Source organism: Thioalkalivibrio sp. ALE10 (assembly GCF_000381385.1).
GTDB lineage: Bacteria > Pseudomonadota > Gammaproteobacteria > Ectothiorhodospirales > Ectothiorhodospiraceae > Thioalkalivibrio.
Genome location: NZ_KB906454.1, coordinates 42,988 through 58,652 on the forward strand (window position 1 = coordinate 42,988; position 15,665 = coordinate 58,652).

The 15,665-nt window shown below is 68.5% G+C and carries 14 protein-coding genes; 5 read left to right on the forward strand and 9 right to left on the reverse strand.

Annotation, left to right across the window (positions count from 1 at the left end; genetic code table 11):
* Window positions 1-18 precede the first annotated feature (18 nt).
* Window positions 19-3,489, forward strand: coding sequence for a transcription-repair coupling factor (gene mfd / locus F788_RS0109535; RefSeq protein WP_019590005.1), 3,471 nt, complete (start codon window positions 19-21; stop codon window positions 3,487-3,489).
* Window positions 3,490-4,185 carry a CsiV family protein gene (locus F788_RS0109540; protein ID WP_019590006.1) on the forward strand — a complete coding sequence of 232 codons (696 nt, stop codon included), beginning with the start codon at window positions 3,490-3,492 and terminating at the stop codon, window positions 4,183-4,185.
* Window positions 4,186-4,252: 67 nt separating this feature from the next.
* On the opposite strand, the gene F788_RS0109545 is transcribed toward F788_RS0109540, so the two are convergent.
* Genes F788_RS0109545 through F788_RS0109555 form a run of 3 tightly spaced genes read right to left on the reverse strand, consistent with a single transcriptional unit; the run spans window position 4,253 to window position 6,938 of the window.
* On the reverse strand, window positions 4,253-5,212 hold the full coding sequence (locus F788_RS0109545) for a S49 family peptidase (RefSeq protein ID WP_019590007.1): 960 nt from the start codon (window positions 5,210-5,212) through the stop codon (window positions 4,253-4,255).
* Between the two features lie 41 nt (window positions 5,213-5,253).
* Window positions 5,254-5,958: an HAD family hydrolase gene (locus F788_RS0109550; RefSeq protein ID WP_018869457.1), complete on the reverse strand. Its 705-nt coding sequence runs from the start codon at window positions 5,956-5,958 to the stop codon at window positions 5,254-5,256.
* Window positions 5,955-6,938 (reverse strand): RluA family pseudouridine synthase, encoded by a 984-nt coding sequence (locus F788_RS0109555; RefSeq protein WP_019590008.1) that lies wholly within the window; start codon window positions 6,936-6,938, stop codon window positions 5,955-5,957. The genes F788_RS0109550 and F788_RS0109555 overlap by 4 nt, the downstream gene beginning before the upstream one ends.
* 478 nt (window positions 6,939-7,416) lie before the next feature.
* Between F788_RS0109555 and F788_RS0109560 the strand changes: the two genes are divergently transcribed.
* A complete protein-coding gene (locus F788_RS0109560) occupies window positions 7,417-10,458 on the forward strand; it encodes an Rne/Rng family ribonuclease (RefSeq protein ID WP_019590009.1) in 3,042 nt (1,013 codons plus the stop codon).
* Window positions 10,459-10,517: 59 nt separating this feature from the next.
* Here F788_RS0109560 and F788_RS0109565 read toward each other — a convergent pair whose 3' ends face one another.
* Window positions 10,518-11,024 carry a low molecular weight protein-tyrosine-phosphatase gene (locus F788_RS0109565; RefSeq protein ID WP_019569998.1) on the reverse strand — a complete coding sequence of 169 codons (507 nt, stop codon included), beginning with the start codon at window positions 11,022-11,024 and terminating at the stop codon, window positions 10,518-10,520.
* A gap of 155 nt (window positions 11,025-11,179) precedes the next feature.
* On the opposite strand from F788_RS0109565, the gene F788_RS0109570 reads away from it, so the two are divergent.
* Both F788_RS0109570 and F788_RS0109575 read left to right on the forward strand, forming a co-directional pair.
* Complete coding sequence (locus F788_RS0109570; protein WP_019590010.1) at window positions 11,180-12,373, forward strand: flagellar hook-length control protein FliK; 1,194 nt, start codon at window positions 11,180-11,182, stop codon at window positions 12,371-12,373.
* Window positions 12,370-12,687 carry an EscU/YscU/HrcU family type III secretion system export apparatus switch protein gene (locus tag F788_RS0109575; protein ID WP_026300852.1) on the forward strand — a complete coding sequence of 106 codons (318 nt, stop codon included), beginning with the start codon at window positions 12,370-12,372 and terminating at the stop codon, window positions 12,685-12,687. Before F788_RS0109570 ends, F788_RS0109575 begins: the two co-directional genes overlap by 4 nt.
* A 23-nt stretch (window positions 12,688-12,710) precedes the next feature.
* Here the strand turns inward: F788_RS0109575 and F788_RS0109580 are convergent, their stop codons facing one another.
* The 5 genes from F788_RS0109580 to F788_RS0109600 form a co-directional block, all read right to left on the reverse strand.
* Window positions 12,711-13,133: a DUF2802 domain-containing protein gene (locus tag F788_RS0109580; RefSeq protein WP_018869463.1), complete on the reverse strand. Its 423-nt coding sequence runs from the start codon at window positions 13,131-13,133 to the stop codon at window positions 12,711-12,713.
* Between the two features lie 83 nt (window positions 13,134-13,216).
* Window positions 13,217-13,444 carry a hypothetical protein gene (locus F788_RS0109585; RefSeq protein WP_019590011.1) on the reverse strand — a complete coding sequence of 76 codons (228 nt, stop codon included), beginning with the start codon at window positions 13,442-13,444 and terminating at the stop codon, window positions 13,217-13,219.
* A 73-nt stretch (window positions 13,445-13,517) separates the two neighbouring features.
* Window positions 13,518-13,976 carry a chemotaxis protein CheW gene (locus F788_RS0109590; RefSeq protein ID WP_018869465.1) on the reverse strand — a complete coding sequence of 153 codons (459 nt, stop codon included), beginning with the start codon at window positions 13,974-13,976 and terminating at the stop codon, window positions 13,518-13,520.
* Between the two features lie 138 nt (window positions 13,977-14,114).
* Window positions 14,115-14,861, reverse strand: a complete 747-nt coding sequence (locus F788_RS0109595) for a chemotaxis protein CheW (RefSeq protein WP_018869466.1) — start codon at window positions 14,859-14,861, stop codon at window positions 14,115-14,117.
* The gene (locus tag F788_RS0109600; RefSeq protein ID WP_018869467.1) at window positions 14,858-15,661 is read right to left on the reverse strand and encodes a ParA family protein; all 804 of its coding nucleotides are present in this window, start codon (window positions 15,659-15,661) and stop codon (window positions 14,858-14,860) included. The genes F788_RS0109595 and F788_RS0109600 overlap by 4 nt, the downstream gene beginning before the upstream one ends.
* Window positions 15,662-15,665: the final 4 nt, after the last annotated feature.

The window sequence follows — 15,665 nt, forward strand, 5'->3', positions numbered from 1 at the left end:
CCGGAAGCTTCACACCGCATGTCCGAAGAACTGCGCAACCCCCTGAATCCCGGCCGCCTTCCCCGCTCCGGGTTCGAGACCTGGACCGGCCTGGGAGCGAGCGCCAGCACGCTGGCACTGGCGCGGGCCGCCGCGGATTTCCCGCACCCGCTGCTGGTGATCACGGAATCCAACGAGGCCGCGGACCAGTGGGAGGAAGAGTGGTCGTTCTTCACCGCCGGGCAGGACATCCCCCTGCTGCGCCTGCCCGACTGGGAGACCCTGCCGTTCGACGTGTTCTCGCCCCACGAGGACATCATCTCCGAGCGGCTGCGCACCCTGTACCGCCTGCCCGGACTCGAACGCGGGATCATCCTGATGCCGGTCGCCACCCTGATGCAGCGCCTGCCCCCGCGCCAGTGGCTGGCGGAACAGGGCATCGCGCTGCACAAGGGTCAGCGTCTCGACCGCATGCAGCTGCGCGAGGACCTGGTTCAGGCGGGCTACAACCCGGTACAGCAGGTGATCAGCCACGGCGAATTCGCGGTGCGCGGGGAGATCCTGGATCTGTTCCCGATGGGCGCGGAGCAGCCCGTGCGCATCGAGTTCCTCGACGACGAGATCGACTCGCTGCGTCATTTCGACCCGGAATCCCAGCGCTCCACCGAGACCACCGAGCGCCTCGAGATCCTGCCCAGCCACGAATTTCCGCTGCATGAAGAGGCGATCCGGGAATTTCGTAGCCGCTACCGCACCCGTTTCGAAGGTGATCCCGGCAGCCACCCGATCTATCGCGACATCTCGGAAGGACTTGTGCCGCCGGGCATCGAATCCTATCTGCCGCTGTTCTTCGAAGCGCTGGATACGGTGTTCGACTACTGCCCGCAGGCCCGCGTGGTGCAGGTGGGCGACATCGCCACCGCGGCCGGACAGTTCGCCGACGAGGTCTTCCAGCGCTATGACCAGCTGCGTCATCAGGTGGACCGGCCCCTGCTCCCTCCGGACGAGCTGTATCTCAACCCCGAGGCGCTGGCCGGAGCACTGGGGGACACGTCCGGGCTCGCCCTGGGAGCCAACCCCGCTCCCCTGCCCGCCGGGCGCGGGCGCGAGGTGAGATTCCAGTGCGAGGATCACCCCGACATGGCCCTGGAACCCGCCCGCGACGACCCGGCGCGGCGGCTGCAGGACGTGCTCTCCGGAGGCCCGCGTGTGCTGGTGACCACCGAGTCCGCCGGACGCCGCGAGGCCCTGCTGACCCTGCTGCGGGATCACGGCCTGGACCATCATGCGGTGGCTGGCTGGGAGGACTTCCTCGCGAGCGAACCGGGGCTGCACGTGACCGTCGGTACACTGGCGGCAGGATTCCGGCTGCCGGATGACCGCATCGTCGTCCCCGAATCCGCCCTGATGGGCGAGCGCGCACGCCAGACCCGGCGGCGGGCGCGCCCGACCCGCGACGCGGAGGCGGTGATCCAGAACCTCTCCGATCTGACCATTGGCGCCCCGGTGGTGCACGAGGAACAGGGCGTGGGCCGTTATCTGGGCCTGCAGACCATGGAGATCAACGGCCAGCCCTCCGAATTCCTCACCCTCGAGTATGCCGATGGGGCGCGGCTGTACGTGCCGGTTTCCTCGCTGCATCTGATCAGCCGTTACGCCGGGGCCGATGCCGAACACGCTCCGCTGCACCGCCTCGGCAGCGAGCAGTGGAGCAAGGCCCGGCGCAAGGCCGCGGAGAAGGCCCGCGACGTGGCCGCGGAGCTGCTGGATATCCATGCCCGCCGGGCCGCAACGCAGGGCACGGTGTTCGAGACCGAGACCCCCGAATATCACGCCTTCGCCGCCGGCTTCCCGTTCGAGGAGACCCTCGACCAGCAGCAGGCGATCGATGCCGTGCTGTCCGACATGGCCGCGGATCAGCCGATGGACCGGGTGATCTGCGGCGACGTGGGCTTCGGCAAGACCGAAGTGGCGATGCGCGCCGCCTTCGTCGCGGTGCAGAACCACAAGCAGGTGGTGGTTCTGGTGCCCACTACCCTGCTCGCGCAGCAGCACCACCAGAACTTCATCGACCGCTTCGCCGACTGGCCGGTGCAGATCGAATCGCTGTCGCGGTTCCGCTCGGCCAAACAGCAGGAAACCGTGCTCGAGGGCCTGCGCGAAGGGAAGGTCGACATCGTCATCGGCACTCACAAGCTGCTGCAGAAGGACCTGAAGATCGACAATCTCGGGCTGGTGATCGTCGATGAGGAGCAGCGCTTCGGCGTGCGCCACAAGGAGGCCCTGAAGAAGCTGCGCGCTCAGGTGGACATGCTGACCATGACCGCCACCCCGATACCGCGCACGCTCAACATGGCGTTGGCCGGGCTGCGTGACCTGTCGGTCATCACCACCCCGCCGCGCGAGCGTCTGGCGGTGAAGACCTTCGTCAACGAATGGAACGACGCGGTCATCCAGGAGGCCTGCCTGCGCGAGATCCGGCGCGGCGGACAGGTGTACTTCGTGCACAACGAGGTCAACACCATCGACAAGACCGCCGCGCAGGTGCGTGAACTGCTGCCCGGGGCGCGGGTCGGCGTGGCGCATGGCCAGATGCGCGAGAGCGAGCTGGAACAGGTGATGCTCGATTTCTATCACCGTCGCTACAACATCCTGGTCTGCTCCACCATCATCGAGACCGGGATCGACGTGCCCACTGCCAACACCATCGTGATGAACCGCGCCGACAAGCTGGGTCTGGCGCAGATGCACCAGCTGCGCGGGCGCGTCGGCCGCTCGCATCACCGCGCCTACGCCTATCTCCTGACCCCGCCGTGGAAGAGCCTCAGCGCGGACGCGAAGAAGCGCCTCGAGGCGATCGCCTCGCTGGAAGACCTGGGAGTCGGCTTTACCCTCGCTTCACACGACCTGGAGATCCGCGGTGCCGGCGAGCTGCTGGGTGACGAGCAGAGCGGGCAGATCACCGAGGTCGGCTTCAACATGTACAACGACCTGCTCAACCGCGCGGTGAGCGCGCTGCGCTCCGGCAAGATGCCCGAGCTGGAGGCTCCCGAGCCAACCGGGACCGAGGTCGAGCTGGGAATGCCGGCGCTGCTCCCGGACGAATACGTCCCCGACGTGCATACCCGGCTGATCCTGTACAAGCGGATCAGCAACGCCGATTCCGAGGACGCCCTGCGTGATCTGGAAGTGGAGCTGGTCGACCGCTTCGGCCTGCTGCCGGATCCGGCGCGCACCCTGTTCGCGGCGGCACGCCTGCGTTTGCGCCTGACGCCGCTGGGCATCCGCAAGCTGGAGATGGGGCCGGCCGGCGGTCGCCTGGTCTTTGGAACGGATCCCGATCTGGACATCGGGGCCCTGGTGGAACTGGTGCAGTCGGACCCGCAGGGGTATCGTCTGGACGGACAGAAGGCCTTCCACTTCCATGGCAGCATGGAGACGCTGGAAGCCCGAACCGAGGCGGTTCACCGCCTGTTGAACACCATCAGCCGCAACCAGGAGGCGGCCTGAATGTCACGCAAACATCGCGAGTCCCCGACGACCGACGTCCGGTCCGGTCCGCACAGCCCCGGTCGGCGCCGGCTGCTGGGCACGCTGGTGGCCCTGCCCTGGCTGGCGCCCGCCGGCCCGGCGCTGGCCCAGGTCGGGCGTGAGTACCGCATCGAGCTGGTGATCTTCCAGCACCTGACCGAAGAAGGCCGCCGGTTACTGGAAACCACGGGGGCCGCGTTGCAGCCATCGCCGGGATCCGGCCCGATCGGCGAAGGGACCTACCGGCATTCGCGCCGGGGCTTCGACCTTGGCCATGTGGTCCGGCGCATCGAGGACGATCGCGACAGCCGCCTGATAGCCACCCTCGCCTGGGACCAGCGCGGCCGGGACCATGCCTCCACGCCGTGGCTGACGGTACGTGAGGGGCGCCCGCTCGAGCGCCGCACGCCGCTGTACGACGATCGCGGTCCGGCCTCGCCGATCCTGCAGGAACCGGCAGAGGAACGTCACGAACTCGAAGGCCGTTTGCGGGTCTGGGTCGGTCGTTTCCTGCATCTGGAGACCGACCTGATCTTCCATGACGCGACCGCCGGCAATGGCGCCATTGCCGTCCGGGGCCATCAGCGGATGAATTCGGGCGACGACCTGTTCTATCTTGATCACCCGGTCGTCGGCATGATCGCGCGCGTCACGCGCATCGACACCAGCGACTGAGGCGCGCGCCCACCGGACATGGAGTCCGCGGGGCGGCCCAGCCCCTGCCGGGTTCCGGCTCACCGGCTCATCGCCACTGAGGCGTGGATTCCAGATTCAGCACCTGCTGCATCACCACCGTGCCCAGGTCCTCCAGGAACAGCTGGATGGGCGTGCGGCGCGGACGGAATTCCACCATCTCCTCGATACCGATGACGTCGCGAGCCACGCTGCGCGGATTGCCGAGACCGTCGGTCAGCCCGAGCTCCACGGACCGTTCGCCGGTCCAGGTGAGGCCGTTGAAAATATCGGCGTCCTCGTCCAGACGTTCGCCGCGTCCGGCACGGACCACATCGATGAACTGCTGATGGACATCCGTGATCAGGCCTTCCATGTGATCCACATGGTCCGGCTCCAGCGGCAGGAACGGGTCGAGGAAGGCCTTGTTCTCGCCCGCGGTGAACAGCCGGCGCTCGACACCGATGTTGTCGATCAGGTCCACCACGCCAAAGCTGTCCAGACGCACGCCGATGGAGCCCACCAGGCTGGCGCGGTCGGCGTAGATCTCGTCCGCCGCTACCGCGATGTAATACGCGCCCGAAGCCCCGATGTCGCCGATCACCGCGTACAGGGGGATGTCTTCGTGTTCCTCCTTCAGGCGCAGCAGTTCGTCGTGGATGATCCCGGCCTGGACCGGACTGCCGCCACCGGAGTTGATGCGCAGCATCACCGCCTGCGTGCCGTCATCCTCGAACGCCCGTTGGAGCGTCCGGGTAAGGTCCTCCGCATTGGCGCGGGCCGAGGCCGCGATCATGCCGTCCACGTCCACCACGGCCACGTGTTCCCCGGGTTTCCTGTCGGTTTCGAACCAGCTGTCGAAGCCGTCGCCCCGCACCAGGATCAGCAGGGCGAACAGATAGGCGAACAGCAGGATCTTGAAAAAGATGCCCCAGCGGCGCGCGCGGCGCTGTTCGATGACCTGCGCCTGGACCAGGTTCTCCAGGGTTTCACGTTCCCAGCCCGGCTTGTCGTCTTTCGACCATCCCATCTCGTTCGTCCTCTTCCAGGGAAACACTGATCCGCGTTCCGTCACGGTTCCATCAGTCGGCGGTGCAGCGCGGGAATGTCCGGCACCAGCGCCGCCGGTTCCTCGGCGGCGAGGCGCGCATCCGAATGGGCCCCGTGGGTGATCCCCACCGCCCGTACCCCGGCCGCCCGCGCCATCTGCAGATCGTAGATGCTGTCGCCCACCATCAGCGCCCGCTCGCGGGCGACCCCCGTACGCCGCAACAGGTCCTCCAGCATCGCGGGGGCGGGCTTGGACGGCTGCTCGTCACTGGTCACGGTGGCCACGAAGCGGGGGCCCAGTCCACTGGCCGCCAGCGTCCGGTCGAGCCCGGCGCGGGATTTGCTCGTGGCTACCGCCAGCAGGATCTCGCGCCGGTCCAGGTCCTCCAGCAGCGCCTCCACGCCGGGGTAAAGCGGCTCGTCCGGGGCATCCGTGGCCTCCAGGTAGCACTGGCGGTAGCTCGCGGCGAACGCCTGTATCCCGGCGTCGTCCAGTTCGGGGTGGAGCTGACGTACCGCCGCCTGCACCCCCAGCCCGATGATGCCACGCAGCGCGCTTTCCTCGCGCTCGGGAAGACCGTGCTCGCGGGCCGCGCGGCGCAGGCAATGGATGATGCGCCGCGGCGAGTCCATCAGCGTCCCGTCCCAGTCGAAGACCACCAGGCGGAGTTCCCCGGTGTCGGGCGGAAGCAATGCCACCTGCGTATCCTTGCCCGTTGCCGTCATGTCGTCGCGTCCGCCGTGTCCAGATTTTCCAGCACCTGCTGCAGTTCGTCCGGCAAGGGAGCGGAAAAGATCCGCTCCTCGCCCCTTCCGTCCTCGAAGCGCAACGCCTGGGCATGCAGGAACAGGCGTTCGAGGCCCAGCTGACGCAGCCTGCGATTGGCATCCGGCAGGCCGTATTCATGATCGCCCGCGACCGGATGACCGATCTCGCGGCCATGCACCCGGATCTGGTGAGTCCGTCCGGTGCCGATGCGGACGTCGGCCAGCTGAAAGGCGCCATGGGCTTCTAGCGGCACGAACACGCTGTTCGCCGCGCGCTGGCGTCCGCCGGTGTCGCCCGCCGCGGACATGCGACGGCGCCCGTCGTCGCCGCGATCCGCGCTCAGCGGGGCATCGCAATGGATGGGCTGGTCATCTTTCCAGCGGCCAACCAGCAACGCCAGGTAACGCTTGTCCACGCGCCCGTCACGCAGGGCTTCGTGCAGGGCCTGCAGCGGCTCGCGCCCCTTGGCAAGCACCAGACACCCGGAGGTCTCGCGGTCCAGGCGGTGACCCAGTTCCAGCGACGCATCCGGCCGCAACACCCGCATCGCCTCGATGATCCCGAAGGGCAGACCGCTGCCCCCGTGCACCGCCAGACCCGAGGGCTTGTCCAGCACCAGGTAATCGTCGTCCTCGAACAGGATCGCCCCGCGCAGGCGTTCCAGCACCTTCGGAGGAACATCCGGGGTGCCGGTCTCCTGCGGACGCTCGAGGTCCGGCACGCGGACCTTCGAGCCCGTGGCGAGGCGCTGGCGCGCGCTGGCTCGCCGGCCGTCCACGCGGATGGCCCCCTTGCGGATCAGCCGGTAGAGCAGACTCCGCGGCACTCCCCTGAGTTCGCGCAACAGGAAATTGTCGAGACGCTGGCCGTCGGCGCGCTCGCCCACCACCAGCTCGCGGGGGCCGGAAGCGCCTGCGTCGGAAGATCGGGATTTCATGCGCGGAATGCTACCGCAGTCCCCTCCCCGCGGCCATGCGCGCCGCGCCTGCCGACGCCGCGGCGATCGTCACCCGGGGGACAGAACGGGTCCTGCCGTGCGTCGCCATAAAGTAGCAAAAAACTTGCCGCGGCAGGGCCTTGTATCCTACATTGCCCGCTGGCGGTACCCCGTTTCGGGCGTACGCCGCCACGAATCATCCACCGCTCCGGCCCGCGCCTCAGGCGCCGGGGCCGGACGGCCCTCGCCAAGAGCGAACGCGTGACACTATTTCTTTTAACCCAGTCCTGCTTCCCCGGTCGCTGTCCAGAAGGACGGCTGATCCCGTGGCTGCTGGTGAACACCTGGCTGGCGCGCTGGCTCACGCTACGCGCCGCCCCTGCGCGCACTCTTTCAGCACAGCATCCGTGCCGCACGGTCACCGCCCGCCCGACCGGCCCTGTCGGGGAGCAGCGGGACGCCCCAACGAGTCCATCGCATGAAACGCATCCTGATCAACGCAACGCAGCCGGAAGAGCTGCGCGTCGCCATGGTCGACGGCCAGCGGCTGTACGACCTCGACATCGAACTTCCCTCGCGCGAGCGCAAGAAAGCCAACATCTACAAGGCGAAGATCACCCGCGTCGAGCCCAGCCTCGAAGCAGCCTTCGTCAACTTCGGGGCTGACCGCCACGGCTTCCTGCCGTTCAAGGAAATCGCCCACTCGGCGGTGGGAGCACCAGCCGACAGCGACAAGCCCGTCCGCGAGTTCCTGAAGGAAGGCCTGGAAATCCTGGTCCAGGTCGAAAAGGAAGAGCGTGGCACCAAGGGTGCAGCGCTCACGACCTTCATCAGCCTGGCCGGGCGCTACCTGGTCCTGATGCCCAACAACCCGAAGGCCGGCGGCGTGTCGCGCCGGATCGAGGGCGAGGACCGGGCCGAACTGCGCGAGGCCCTGTCGGGCCTGAACATCCCCGAAGAGATGGGCCTGATTGCCCGCACCGCCGGTGTCGGCCGCAGCACCGAAGAGCTCCAGTGGGACCTCGATTACATGACCGCGCTGTGGTCGGCGGTGACCGAGGCCTCGAAAAAGGCCCGGGCCCCTGCCCTGATCCACCAGGAAAGCAACGTCATCATCCGTGCCCTGCGCGATCACATGCGCACCGATGTCGGCGAGGTGATCATCGACGATGACACCATCTACGAACAGGCCGACGAGTTCGTGCGCATGGTCATGCCCAACAGCCTGCGCAAGCTGAAGCACTACACCGACCCGGTCCCGCTGTTCAACCGCTACCAGATCGAAAGCCAGATCGAGAGTGCGTTTGACCGCGAGGTGCAGCTGCCCTCCGGCGGCGCCCTGGTGATCGACCACACCGAGGCGCTGATCTCCATCGACGTCAACTCGGCGCGCTCGACCAAGGGCGGCGACATCGAGGAGACGGCCTTCCATACCAACCTGGAAGCGGCAGAGGAAGTCGCGCGGCAGCTGCGGATCCGCGACCTTGGCGGCCTGATCGTCATCGACTTCATCGACATGAGCGCCAACAAGCATCAGCGCGAGGTCGAGAACCGCCTGCGCGAGGCGCTGGAGATGGATCGCGCGCGCGTTCAGGTCGGCCGCATCAGCCGCTTCGGGCTGCTGGAAATGTCGCGCCAGCGGCTGCGCTCCTCGCTGGGCGAATCCAGCCAGATCACCTGCCCGCGCTGCCACGGCCACGGCCAGATCCGCAGCGTGGAATCCATGGCGCTGTCCATCCTCCGCCTGATGGAGGAAGAAGGCATGAAGGACCGTACGGGCCTGGTCCTGGCCCAGGTCCCGGTGGATGTGGGCACCTTCCTGCTCAACGAGAAGCGCCAGGCCATCGGCGAGATCGAAGAGCGTCACGGGGTCGAGATCAGCATCATCCCCAACCCGCAGTTCTTTACCCCGCATTTCACCGTGCAGCGCGTGCGCGGTGACGAACGCGAGGAAGTGGTCAGCGATCGCAGCAGCCACCAGCTGGTGGAAATCGTGGAGGAAGACCCGGACCCGCATCAGGAGCGCCGGCAGAAGCCGGAAAAACCGCTGGTTCAGGGCGTCAGGGTATCCGCACCACCGCCGGAGTCCCCGGCCGCGCCGCCGACCGGTGCGGGTTCCTCCGCTCCGGCCGGGCCGCCGCCGGAACCGGTGGCCCAGCCCGGATTCTTCGGACGCATCTGGTCCGCGCTGTTCCCCAACAGCCGTCCCCCGGCCAGCACTGCCGGCACGCCGGCCGAATCGGACACGCCGGCAGAGGGCGAAGCGCGTGGCCGGCGCCGTGGCAAGGGTGGCGAGCGCGGGCCGGATCGCGACCGCAAGTCCGGCGACAGGAGCGGCGACAGCGGTGGCAATGGCAGCCGCCGTTCCCGCGGCGGCAAGGGTGACAAGTCCCGCAAGTCCGACAAACCCGACAAGTCCGGGGAGGAAACGCGCACCGGCAAGGGTGGCGGCCGGAACGGCGGCAAGCCCGAAGGTGATGACAAGCCGCGCAAGGAGAGGACCGGCGAACCCGGCGAAGGCAAGGGCAAGTCCGCCGGCGGCGGGCGTTCCGGCAAGGCCGGCGGCGCCGACAAGTCCCGCAAGGGTGAAGACAAAAGCGACGACAAGACCGCCCCTGAAGGCGCGAATGAAGGCCCGAAGACGGCCGAAACCAGCGCAGATACGCCCGTAGAGGCCACCACACAGGAAGCCGCGGATCGTGCGCCGGAGACCTCCGGTAGCGGCGAGGACAGCGGGGATGACGGCAAGGGGCGGACGCGCAGCCGGCGTTCCCGCCGTGGTGGCCGGCGTCGTGGTGGCCGTTCCCGCAGCGCCGACGCGGCAGCTGACAGCCAGGAGACCCGTGACGACCAGGACGCCAGCGCCACCGATTCCGGCGGCACCGACTCCGGCGAGCCCACGACCGACAACAGCGAATCCGGATCGCGGGCCCCGACCCCGGTCCGCTCCGACGCCGAAGCACCGGAGGCGAGCCCCTCGCAGGAAGACAGCGAGGCGGCACCGGCATCCGGCGGTCGCAAGCCCCGCACCCGCAAACCGGCGAAAAAGAAGGAACCCGCCGCCAGCGAAGGGGACGCAGATAACCAGGCCCCGGCCGAGGCACAGGCGGAACAGGCTCCGGAGGCGGCCAGCGATGACACCGGCGAAGACGCGAGTGGAAGCAGCAGCCGTCGGCGGCGTTCCTCCGGGAGCCGCGGACGCTCGCGGGCCGCGCAAAAGGCGGAGGGCAATACGAGTGACGAGGGCAGCGCGGAGCCGGTGACGGAGCCCGCCAGCGAAGCGGCTACCGCATCCGCGCCCGAAACCGGATCATCCGACGGATCCCCGGAGTCCAGCACGGCCCCGTCCAGCCGCCGTCGCCGCACGAGCTCGACCCGGTCCCGCAAGAGCGCACCCGCGAGCGAAGCCTCCGACGCCGGCCCGGCGGCGGACGCCGGGGACAGCAAGCCCGCGGACAGTGAGCCCGCGGACACCGGCGGCGAGACGGACGCAGACGGTTCCGGATCCAAGAAGGACTGAGGCCCGGTTCCATGAATCCCGCCCCCGCAGGCCCGCCCCTGTGGCGGCGGGATTCCCGGTCAGCCGGTGGATCCCTTCCCCGGCCGGATGCCGTGCTCGCGTTCGAAGTGCTCGAGCAGGCCGTCCGCGGCCGCCTCGACCAGGTCCATCACATGGACGAAACCCTCCCCTCCACCGTAATACGGGTCCGGGACCTCGGTTTCGGGCCGGTTCACGGCGTACTCGGGGAAGCGTTGCAGGCGGGCGCGCGTATCCTTGCCCTGCAACTGGCGAGCAATCCGCTCGTTCGCCTCGTCCATTACCAGGATGTAGTCGAATTCATCGAAGTCTTCGCGTTCCAGCTGGCGCGCGCGCAGGTGGCTGATGTCGTAGCCGCGGCCCCGGGCTTCATCGCGCGCCCGGGGATCCGGCCCGGAGCCGATGTGATAGCCATGGGTCCCGGCCGAATCGACTTCGATCGCGTTCTCCAGCCCGCGCTCGCGCAGGCGCTGTTCGAGTACGCCATGTGCCATCGGCGAACGACAGATGTTACCCATGCAGACCATGAGTACACGCAGCTTGGACATGTTGTTTCCTCTGTTGATGAATAAATGACTCGACGCGGCGGGAGCCTGCCCGGCCGCGGCCCTTGTGACAAGCAGGCATGCTCGTGCCCGAGATTCCGCCCGAGCCGGGCTTTGTGCCATGCTGATCCGGCATTCCAGCGAGAAGAGCGTTCCCCATGGGCGATTTCACCGGATCGCGTCCTCTGCTACCCCTCCCCGCCTCCGCGGACGGTGCGCGTGCCGGCGGGGTCCGCGATCCGCTGGCCGCCGTTGGACAGCGGATGGAGGTCCGCATGATCGAGCGCCTGGCGGACGGCAACGTCCGGCTGCAGCTGCCCGCAACCGGGGGTGGTAGCGGTGGCAGCGGCGATCGCCCCGGCGTGATGGTCGCTCGGCTGGCCGGCGCGATGTCCGAGGCGCTGGCTGCCCGCGCCGAAAGCGGCCAGCGCCTGATGGCCGAGGTCACGCGCAGCTCGCCCTCGCTGGAAGTGCGGCTCCTGCCGTCCGCGGGTTCACCGGGCGTCGGGACCGGGTCGCCGGCGGAGATGGATCGCCTGGCGGCCTTGTTGCGCCGGACCCTGCCCGCGGCGCGCGCCCTGGCACCAACGCTGCAGGCCCTCTCCGCCGCCGCAACGCCCGCGGACGCCCGCTCCGACACGGCCTCGATGCGCATCGACGCCCTGGTGCGCGGTCTCCCCGACGTCTCCGGCCTGACCCGCCCCGAAGGCCTGCAGCAGGCGACGCGTGCCTCCGGGGTGTGGCTGGAGTCCATGCTGGCCCAGTCCGGTACACCGGGCAGCGCGGGCCCGAACGTGTCGGGCGACCTCAAGGCCCGGCTGCTGCGGGCGGCCGACGCCCTGCGGCAGATGCCCGGCACCGGCCCGGGCGTCAGTGCCGGGTCGGCCCCCGCGGGCGGGACGGGCCCGCTGCTGGAGGGCATGCTGGCCCGCCTCGCCAGTCTCCAGCTGCAGGCCGCCAGCGACGGAGCGGATCCTCAGCGCTGGTTGTTCGAACTGCCATTTCGGACCCCGCAGGGTATACAGGGCCTGCATGGCGAGATCGAAAAACACGCCGGCGAACACGACGGGGCCACCGAAGGGGACTGGCGCTGTCGCCTGACCCTCGATCTGCCGGCCCTGGGCCCGACCCTCATCGTGCTGCATTCACGGGCCGGACAACTGCACATACATTTTACCGCCGAACGTGCGGAGACCGTGGAACGCCTGCAGGCCGGCCAGGGGTCCCTGCGCGACAACCTCGCCGCGCGCGACCTGGAACCGGCGAGTCTTGCGGTGCGTCAGGGCGACGTGGATACCGATCCGCAGGCCCGGCCGGACCGGGTGCACGGCATGCTGGACGAACGCGCATGACTCGTGGCCGCGACAGGCGAACGGGCGGGGCCACGGGGGCGCCGGGGCATGACCGGGCGGTCGCCCTGGAGTGGGATCGCCGGCAGGCACCGCGCATCACAGCTTCGGGCGCCGGAGTGACCGCGGAGGAGATCCTCCGGATCGCCGAGGAAAACGATATCCCGCTGCATCAGGACGCCGCCCTGACCGAGGCCCTGGCCCAGGTCCCGCTGGGCGAGGAGATCCCCGAGGAGCTTTATGTGGCCGTGGCGGAGGTACTGGCCTTCGTGTTCCTGCTGGCGGGGATCACCCCGGAGGACCTCGGACGATCCTGATCAGCCCCCGTCATCAGCCCCCGTCAGTCGTCGTCACGCGCACTCCCGGCACCGTGCAGGCTGTAGATCAGGTCCAGTTCCGCGGCGGTCAGGCTGCAGAGCCGGCGGACTTCCTCGCGCGGATAACCCTCGCGGACCAGCTGAATGGCCTTCTCGTACGAGCCCTGATCCGGGTCACGCGCGCGCAGCTCGGTGTGCTGGTCGTGCAGGCGTTCCAGCGCCCGCTGTACCGAAGCCTGCGCCTGACCGTGATTGATCACCCCTTCGGACAGGACCTTCATCGCCCCCTGCAGGGCCATCAGGGAGGTCGCCTGGCGCTGGTAGTCCTGCCGCAGAGCCGTGAGCTGCCGCCGCAGCAGCAGCACCAGCGCAACGGCGAATCCCGCCACGATGGTGGCCAGCAGCGCGATCCCCGCCGCAAGCCAGACCAGTAGATTCTCTCCCATCAACCCGTGCTCCCCGTTGGCTGGCCCGATTGTCGCGTGAAGTCACGGTCCGAGGCCAGTCCGGAGATGCGATGCGACGGCAATCAGGCGTATTCGGCGATCCGCCCGCCCCGGCGCCGTTCGCGTTCGGCCAGGCGTGGCGGTTTTTGCTGGGCCGGGGGGATCCCGGGGCGCAGGATCGGGTCGCGATCATGGTCGTCGCTGAGGGCGTGGCCGGCCACGCTGGTGTGCACCGGACGCACGTCGCGAGGTGGCCTGAGGACCGGGTAAAGCGGCCGTACGGAACGGTCGTGCTGGAGCTCGTCCACCATTTTTTCACCTCCCGCACGGTCGGCCCGTGCATCGGTGCGCCGTCCCGCCCGACCGGGCGAATCCGGCGCCGGGCTACAGCTCCCGCAGCTGCGCCCACTCCTCGTCGGAGAGGAGCTTGTTCAGGTCGACCAGGATGGTCAGACCCGCTTCGGTACTGGTTACGCCCTGGATGAAACGGCTGCTTTCGTCGTTGCCGACCTCCGGCGCCGCCTCCACGCTGTCGGGCGAAATCCGCACCACCTCGGACACCGAATCCACCAGGATGCCCACGTTCTGGTCGTCCACGTCGATGATCACGATGCGCGAGGCATCGTCCGGCTCGCGGTCTTCCAGCCCCATGCGCCGACGCGCATCAATCACCGTGACCACGTTGCCGCGCAGGTTGATGATGCCGAGGATGTAATCCGGTACGCCGGGTACCGGCGCGATGTCCGACACCTTCAGCACCTCCTGGACCTGGAGCACGTCGATGGCGTAGGTCTCGTCGGCCAGGCTGAAGGTCACGTACGGAGCGGTATCGGCCTTGGCCATGGATTCAACGTCTTGTGCGCTCATGCTCATCCTCTTGGAGCGGTCGTGTCCGGCGGGACGGACACGCAACATGGATTCTTTTTCAATGTAACGGCCGACGTCCGGGCGGCTTGAAGGCCACCTGGTCCGGCCGGTGGTTCACCCCTGGCCGGACTCCCAGTCCCCGGCCTCGAGACTGCCGTGCAATGCCGTCAGGTCCAGCAGGGTCGCCATCTTCTCGCGATCCACGCCCGCGAGCCACGGCAGCCGGCGCCGTTCGCTGCGCCAGCGAAGCTGTTCGGGATCGATCGTGCGGGTCCCGTGAATCGCCCGGCAGGCCAGCGCAAAGCGCGAGTTCGCGAGAAAGACCACCTGACGCGCGGTGTCCGGTTCGTACTCCCGGTCCGACGGCGTCACGATGGCGGCGAGGTCGATCAACTGCACCCGGCCCTGCTTGCTGTCCGCGATGCCCAGATACCACGGAGAATGCGCCGGCGTCGGGCGGATGTTCAGCTGATCCAGCGGTGTCACGCCTCCGAGGTCCACCAGGGGAGCCAGCAGGGTCAGTGGCCCGGCTTCGATGACCAGGGCCGAAAACGGCTTTTCCGGCCGGGGATACGTCGGACCCGCGGGAGATTCCGGCGGCGCGGCGGGGCCGGCAACCGGCGCCGGTTCGCTCGCCGGAACCTCCACCGGGCTGTCCACCGGCTCCAGGATGTCGTCGCGCATCAGGCTGCGCGGGCCGGCCGGTGCCTCGGCCACCGGTGTACGCGAATCCTGCGCGGACCGTTCCTCCTTCTGCTCGGCGGGGGCCGGCTCCGGCGCGTCCAGCAGGTCGCCGAAGTAGTCCTCGAGGGCCTGTGGCTCGGCGAGCAGCGGCCCGTTCTGTTGCCGGTGACGGCTCATTTCGCCTGTCTCCTCTCCCCGTGGGTCCGTGGCAGCCGTCCGCCGATGGTTTCCAGCAGGTCGGCATAGGCCAGCACGCCGCGGGCATCCGGGATCATGAAGCAAAGCGGCTGTCCTGCGCTGGAGGCATCACGGAACTTGGTATCCACCGGAATCACCCCGGACCAGACCTCGTCGCCGTACTGCCGCCGCAACTCGGCAAGCGCTTCGTGTGCCGCGCGGGTTCGCCGGTCGAACAGGGTCGGGATGATGCGGTAGTTCAGTTGTGCCTTGCGCGATTTCTGGACCATCGTCAGGGTGTTGATCATGCGCTCCAGCCCCTTCAGGGCGAGGAATTCCGTCTGTACCGGGACCAGCAGTTCGTCGCAGGCCGCCAGGGCGTTGACCATCAGCACGCCCAGCATCGGCGGACAGTCCATCAGGACATAGTCGTAGTCGTCCTGCACGCCCTCCAGCGCATGGCGGAGCACCAGCCCCATGCCGCCCCGCGTACCGAGCTGACGGTCCAGGGTTGCCAGCGCGGTACTCGCGGTCAGCAGATCCAGTCCCGGGAACGGCGTCTCGCGTATTAGCCCGGCCGGGTCCGGACGCTCCCCTTCCACCGCCTGATTGAACAGTTCGTACACGCCGCGCGTCGCGGTCTCGGGGTCGTGTCCGAAATACGCGGTGAGCGAGCCGTGCGGGTCCATGTCCACCAGCAGCACACGCTGGTCCGGACCGGACAGCAATCCGCCCAGGGTCACCGTCGTTGTGGTCTTGCCCACCCCGCCCTTCTGGTTGGCTACTGCCCAGATCTTCATGCGA

What these genes read in the sequence shown, in the direction of transcription:
- mfd (WP_019590005.1), top strand. Translation starts at nt 19, where the DNA reads ATGTCCGAAGAACTGCGCAACCCCCTGAATCCCGGCCGCCTTCCCCGC.
- F788_RS0109540 (WP_019590006.1), top strand. Translation starts at nt 3,490, where the DNA reads ATGTCACGCAAACATCGCGAGTCCCCGACGACCGACGTCCGGTCCGGT.
- F788_RS0109545 (WP_019590007.1), bottom strand. Translation starts at nt 5,212, where the DNA reads ATGGGATGGTCGAAAGACGACAAGCCGGGCTGGGAACGTGAAACCCTG.
- F788_RS0109550 (WP_018869457.1), bottom strand. Translation starts at nt 5,958, where the DNA reads ATGACGGCAACGGGCAAGGATACGCAGGTGGCATTGCTTCCGCCCGAC.
- F788_RS0109555 (WP_019590008.1), bottom strand. Translation starts at nt 6,938, where the DNA reads ATGAAATCCCGATCTTCCGACGCAGGCGCTTCCGGCCCCCGCGAGCTG.
- F788_RS0109560 (WP_019590009.1), top strand. Translation starts at nt 7,417, where the DNA reads ATGAAACGCATCCTGATCAACGCAACGCAGCCGGAAGAGCTGCGCGTC.
- F788_RS0109565 (WP_019569998.1), bottom strand. Translation starts at nt 11,024, where the DNA reads ATGTCCAAGCTGCGTGTACTCATGGTCTGCATGGGTAACATCTGTCGT.
- F788_RS0109570 (WP_019590010.1), top strand. Translation starts at nt 11,180, where the DNA reads ATGGGCGATTTCACCGGATCGCGTCCTCTGCTACCCCTCCCCGCCTCC.
- F788_RS0109575 (WP_026300852.1), top strand. Translation starts at nt 12,370, where the DNA reads ATGACTCGTGGCCGCGACAGGCGAACGGGCGGGGCCACGGGGGCGCCG.
- F788_RS0109580 (WP_018869463.1), bottom strand. Translation starts at nt 13,133, where the DNA reads ATGGGAGAGAATCTACTGGTCTGGCTTGCGGCGGGGATCGCGCTGCTG.
- F788_RS0109585 (WP_019590011.1), bottom strand. Translation starts at nt 13,444, where the DNA reads ATGGTGGACGAGCTCCAGCACGACCGTTCCGTACGGCCGCTTTACCCG.
- F788_RS0109590 (WP_018869465.1), bottom strand. Translation starts at nt 13,976, where the DNA reads ATGGCCAAGGCCGATACCGCTCCGTACGTGACCTTCAGCCTGGCCGAC.
- F788_RS0109595 (WP_018869466.1), bottom strand. Translation starts at nt 14,861, where the DNA reads ATGAGCCGTCACCGGCAACAGAACGGGCCGCTGCTCGCCGAGCCACAG.
- F788_RS0109600 (WP_018869467.1), bottom strand. Translation starts at nt 15,661, where the DNA reads ATGAAGATCTGGGCAGTAGCCAACCAGAAGGGCGGGGTGGGCAAGACC.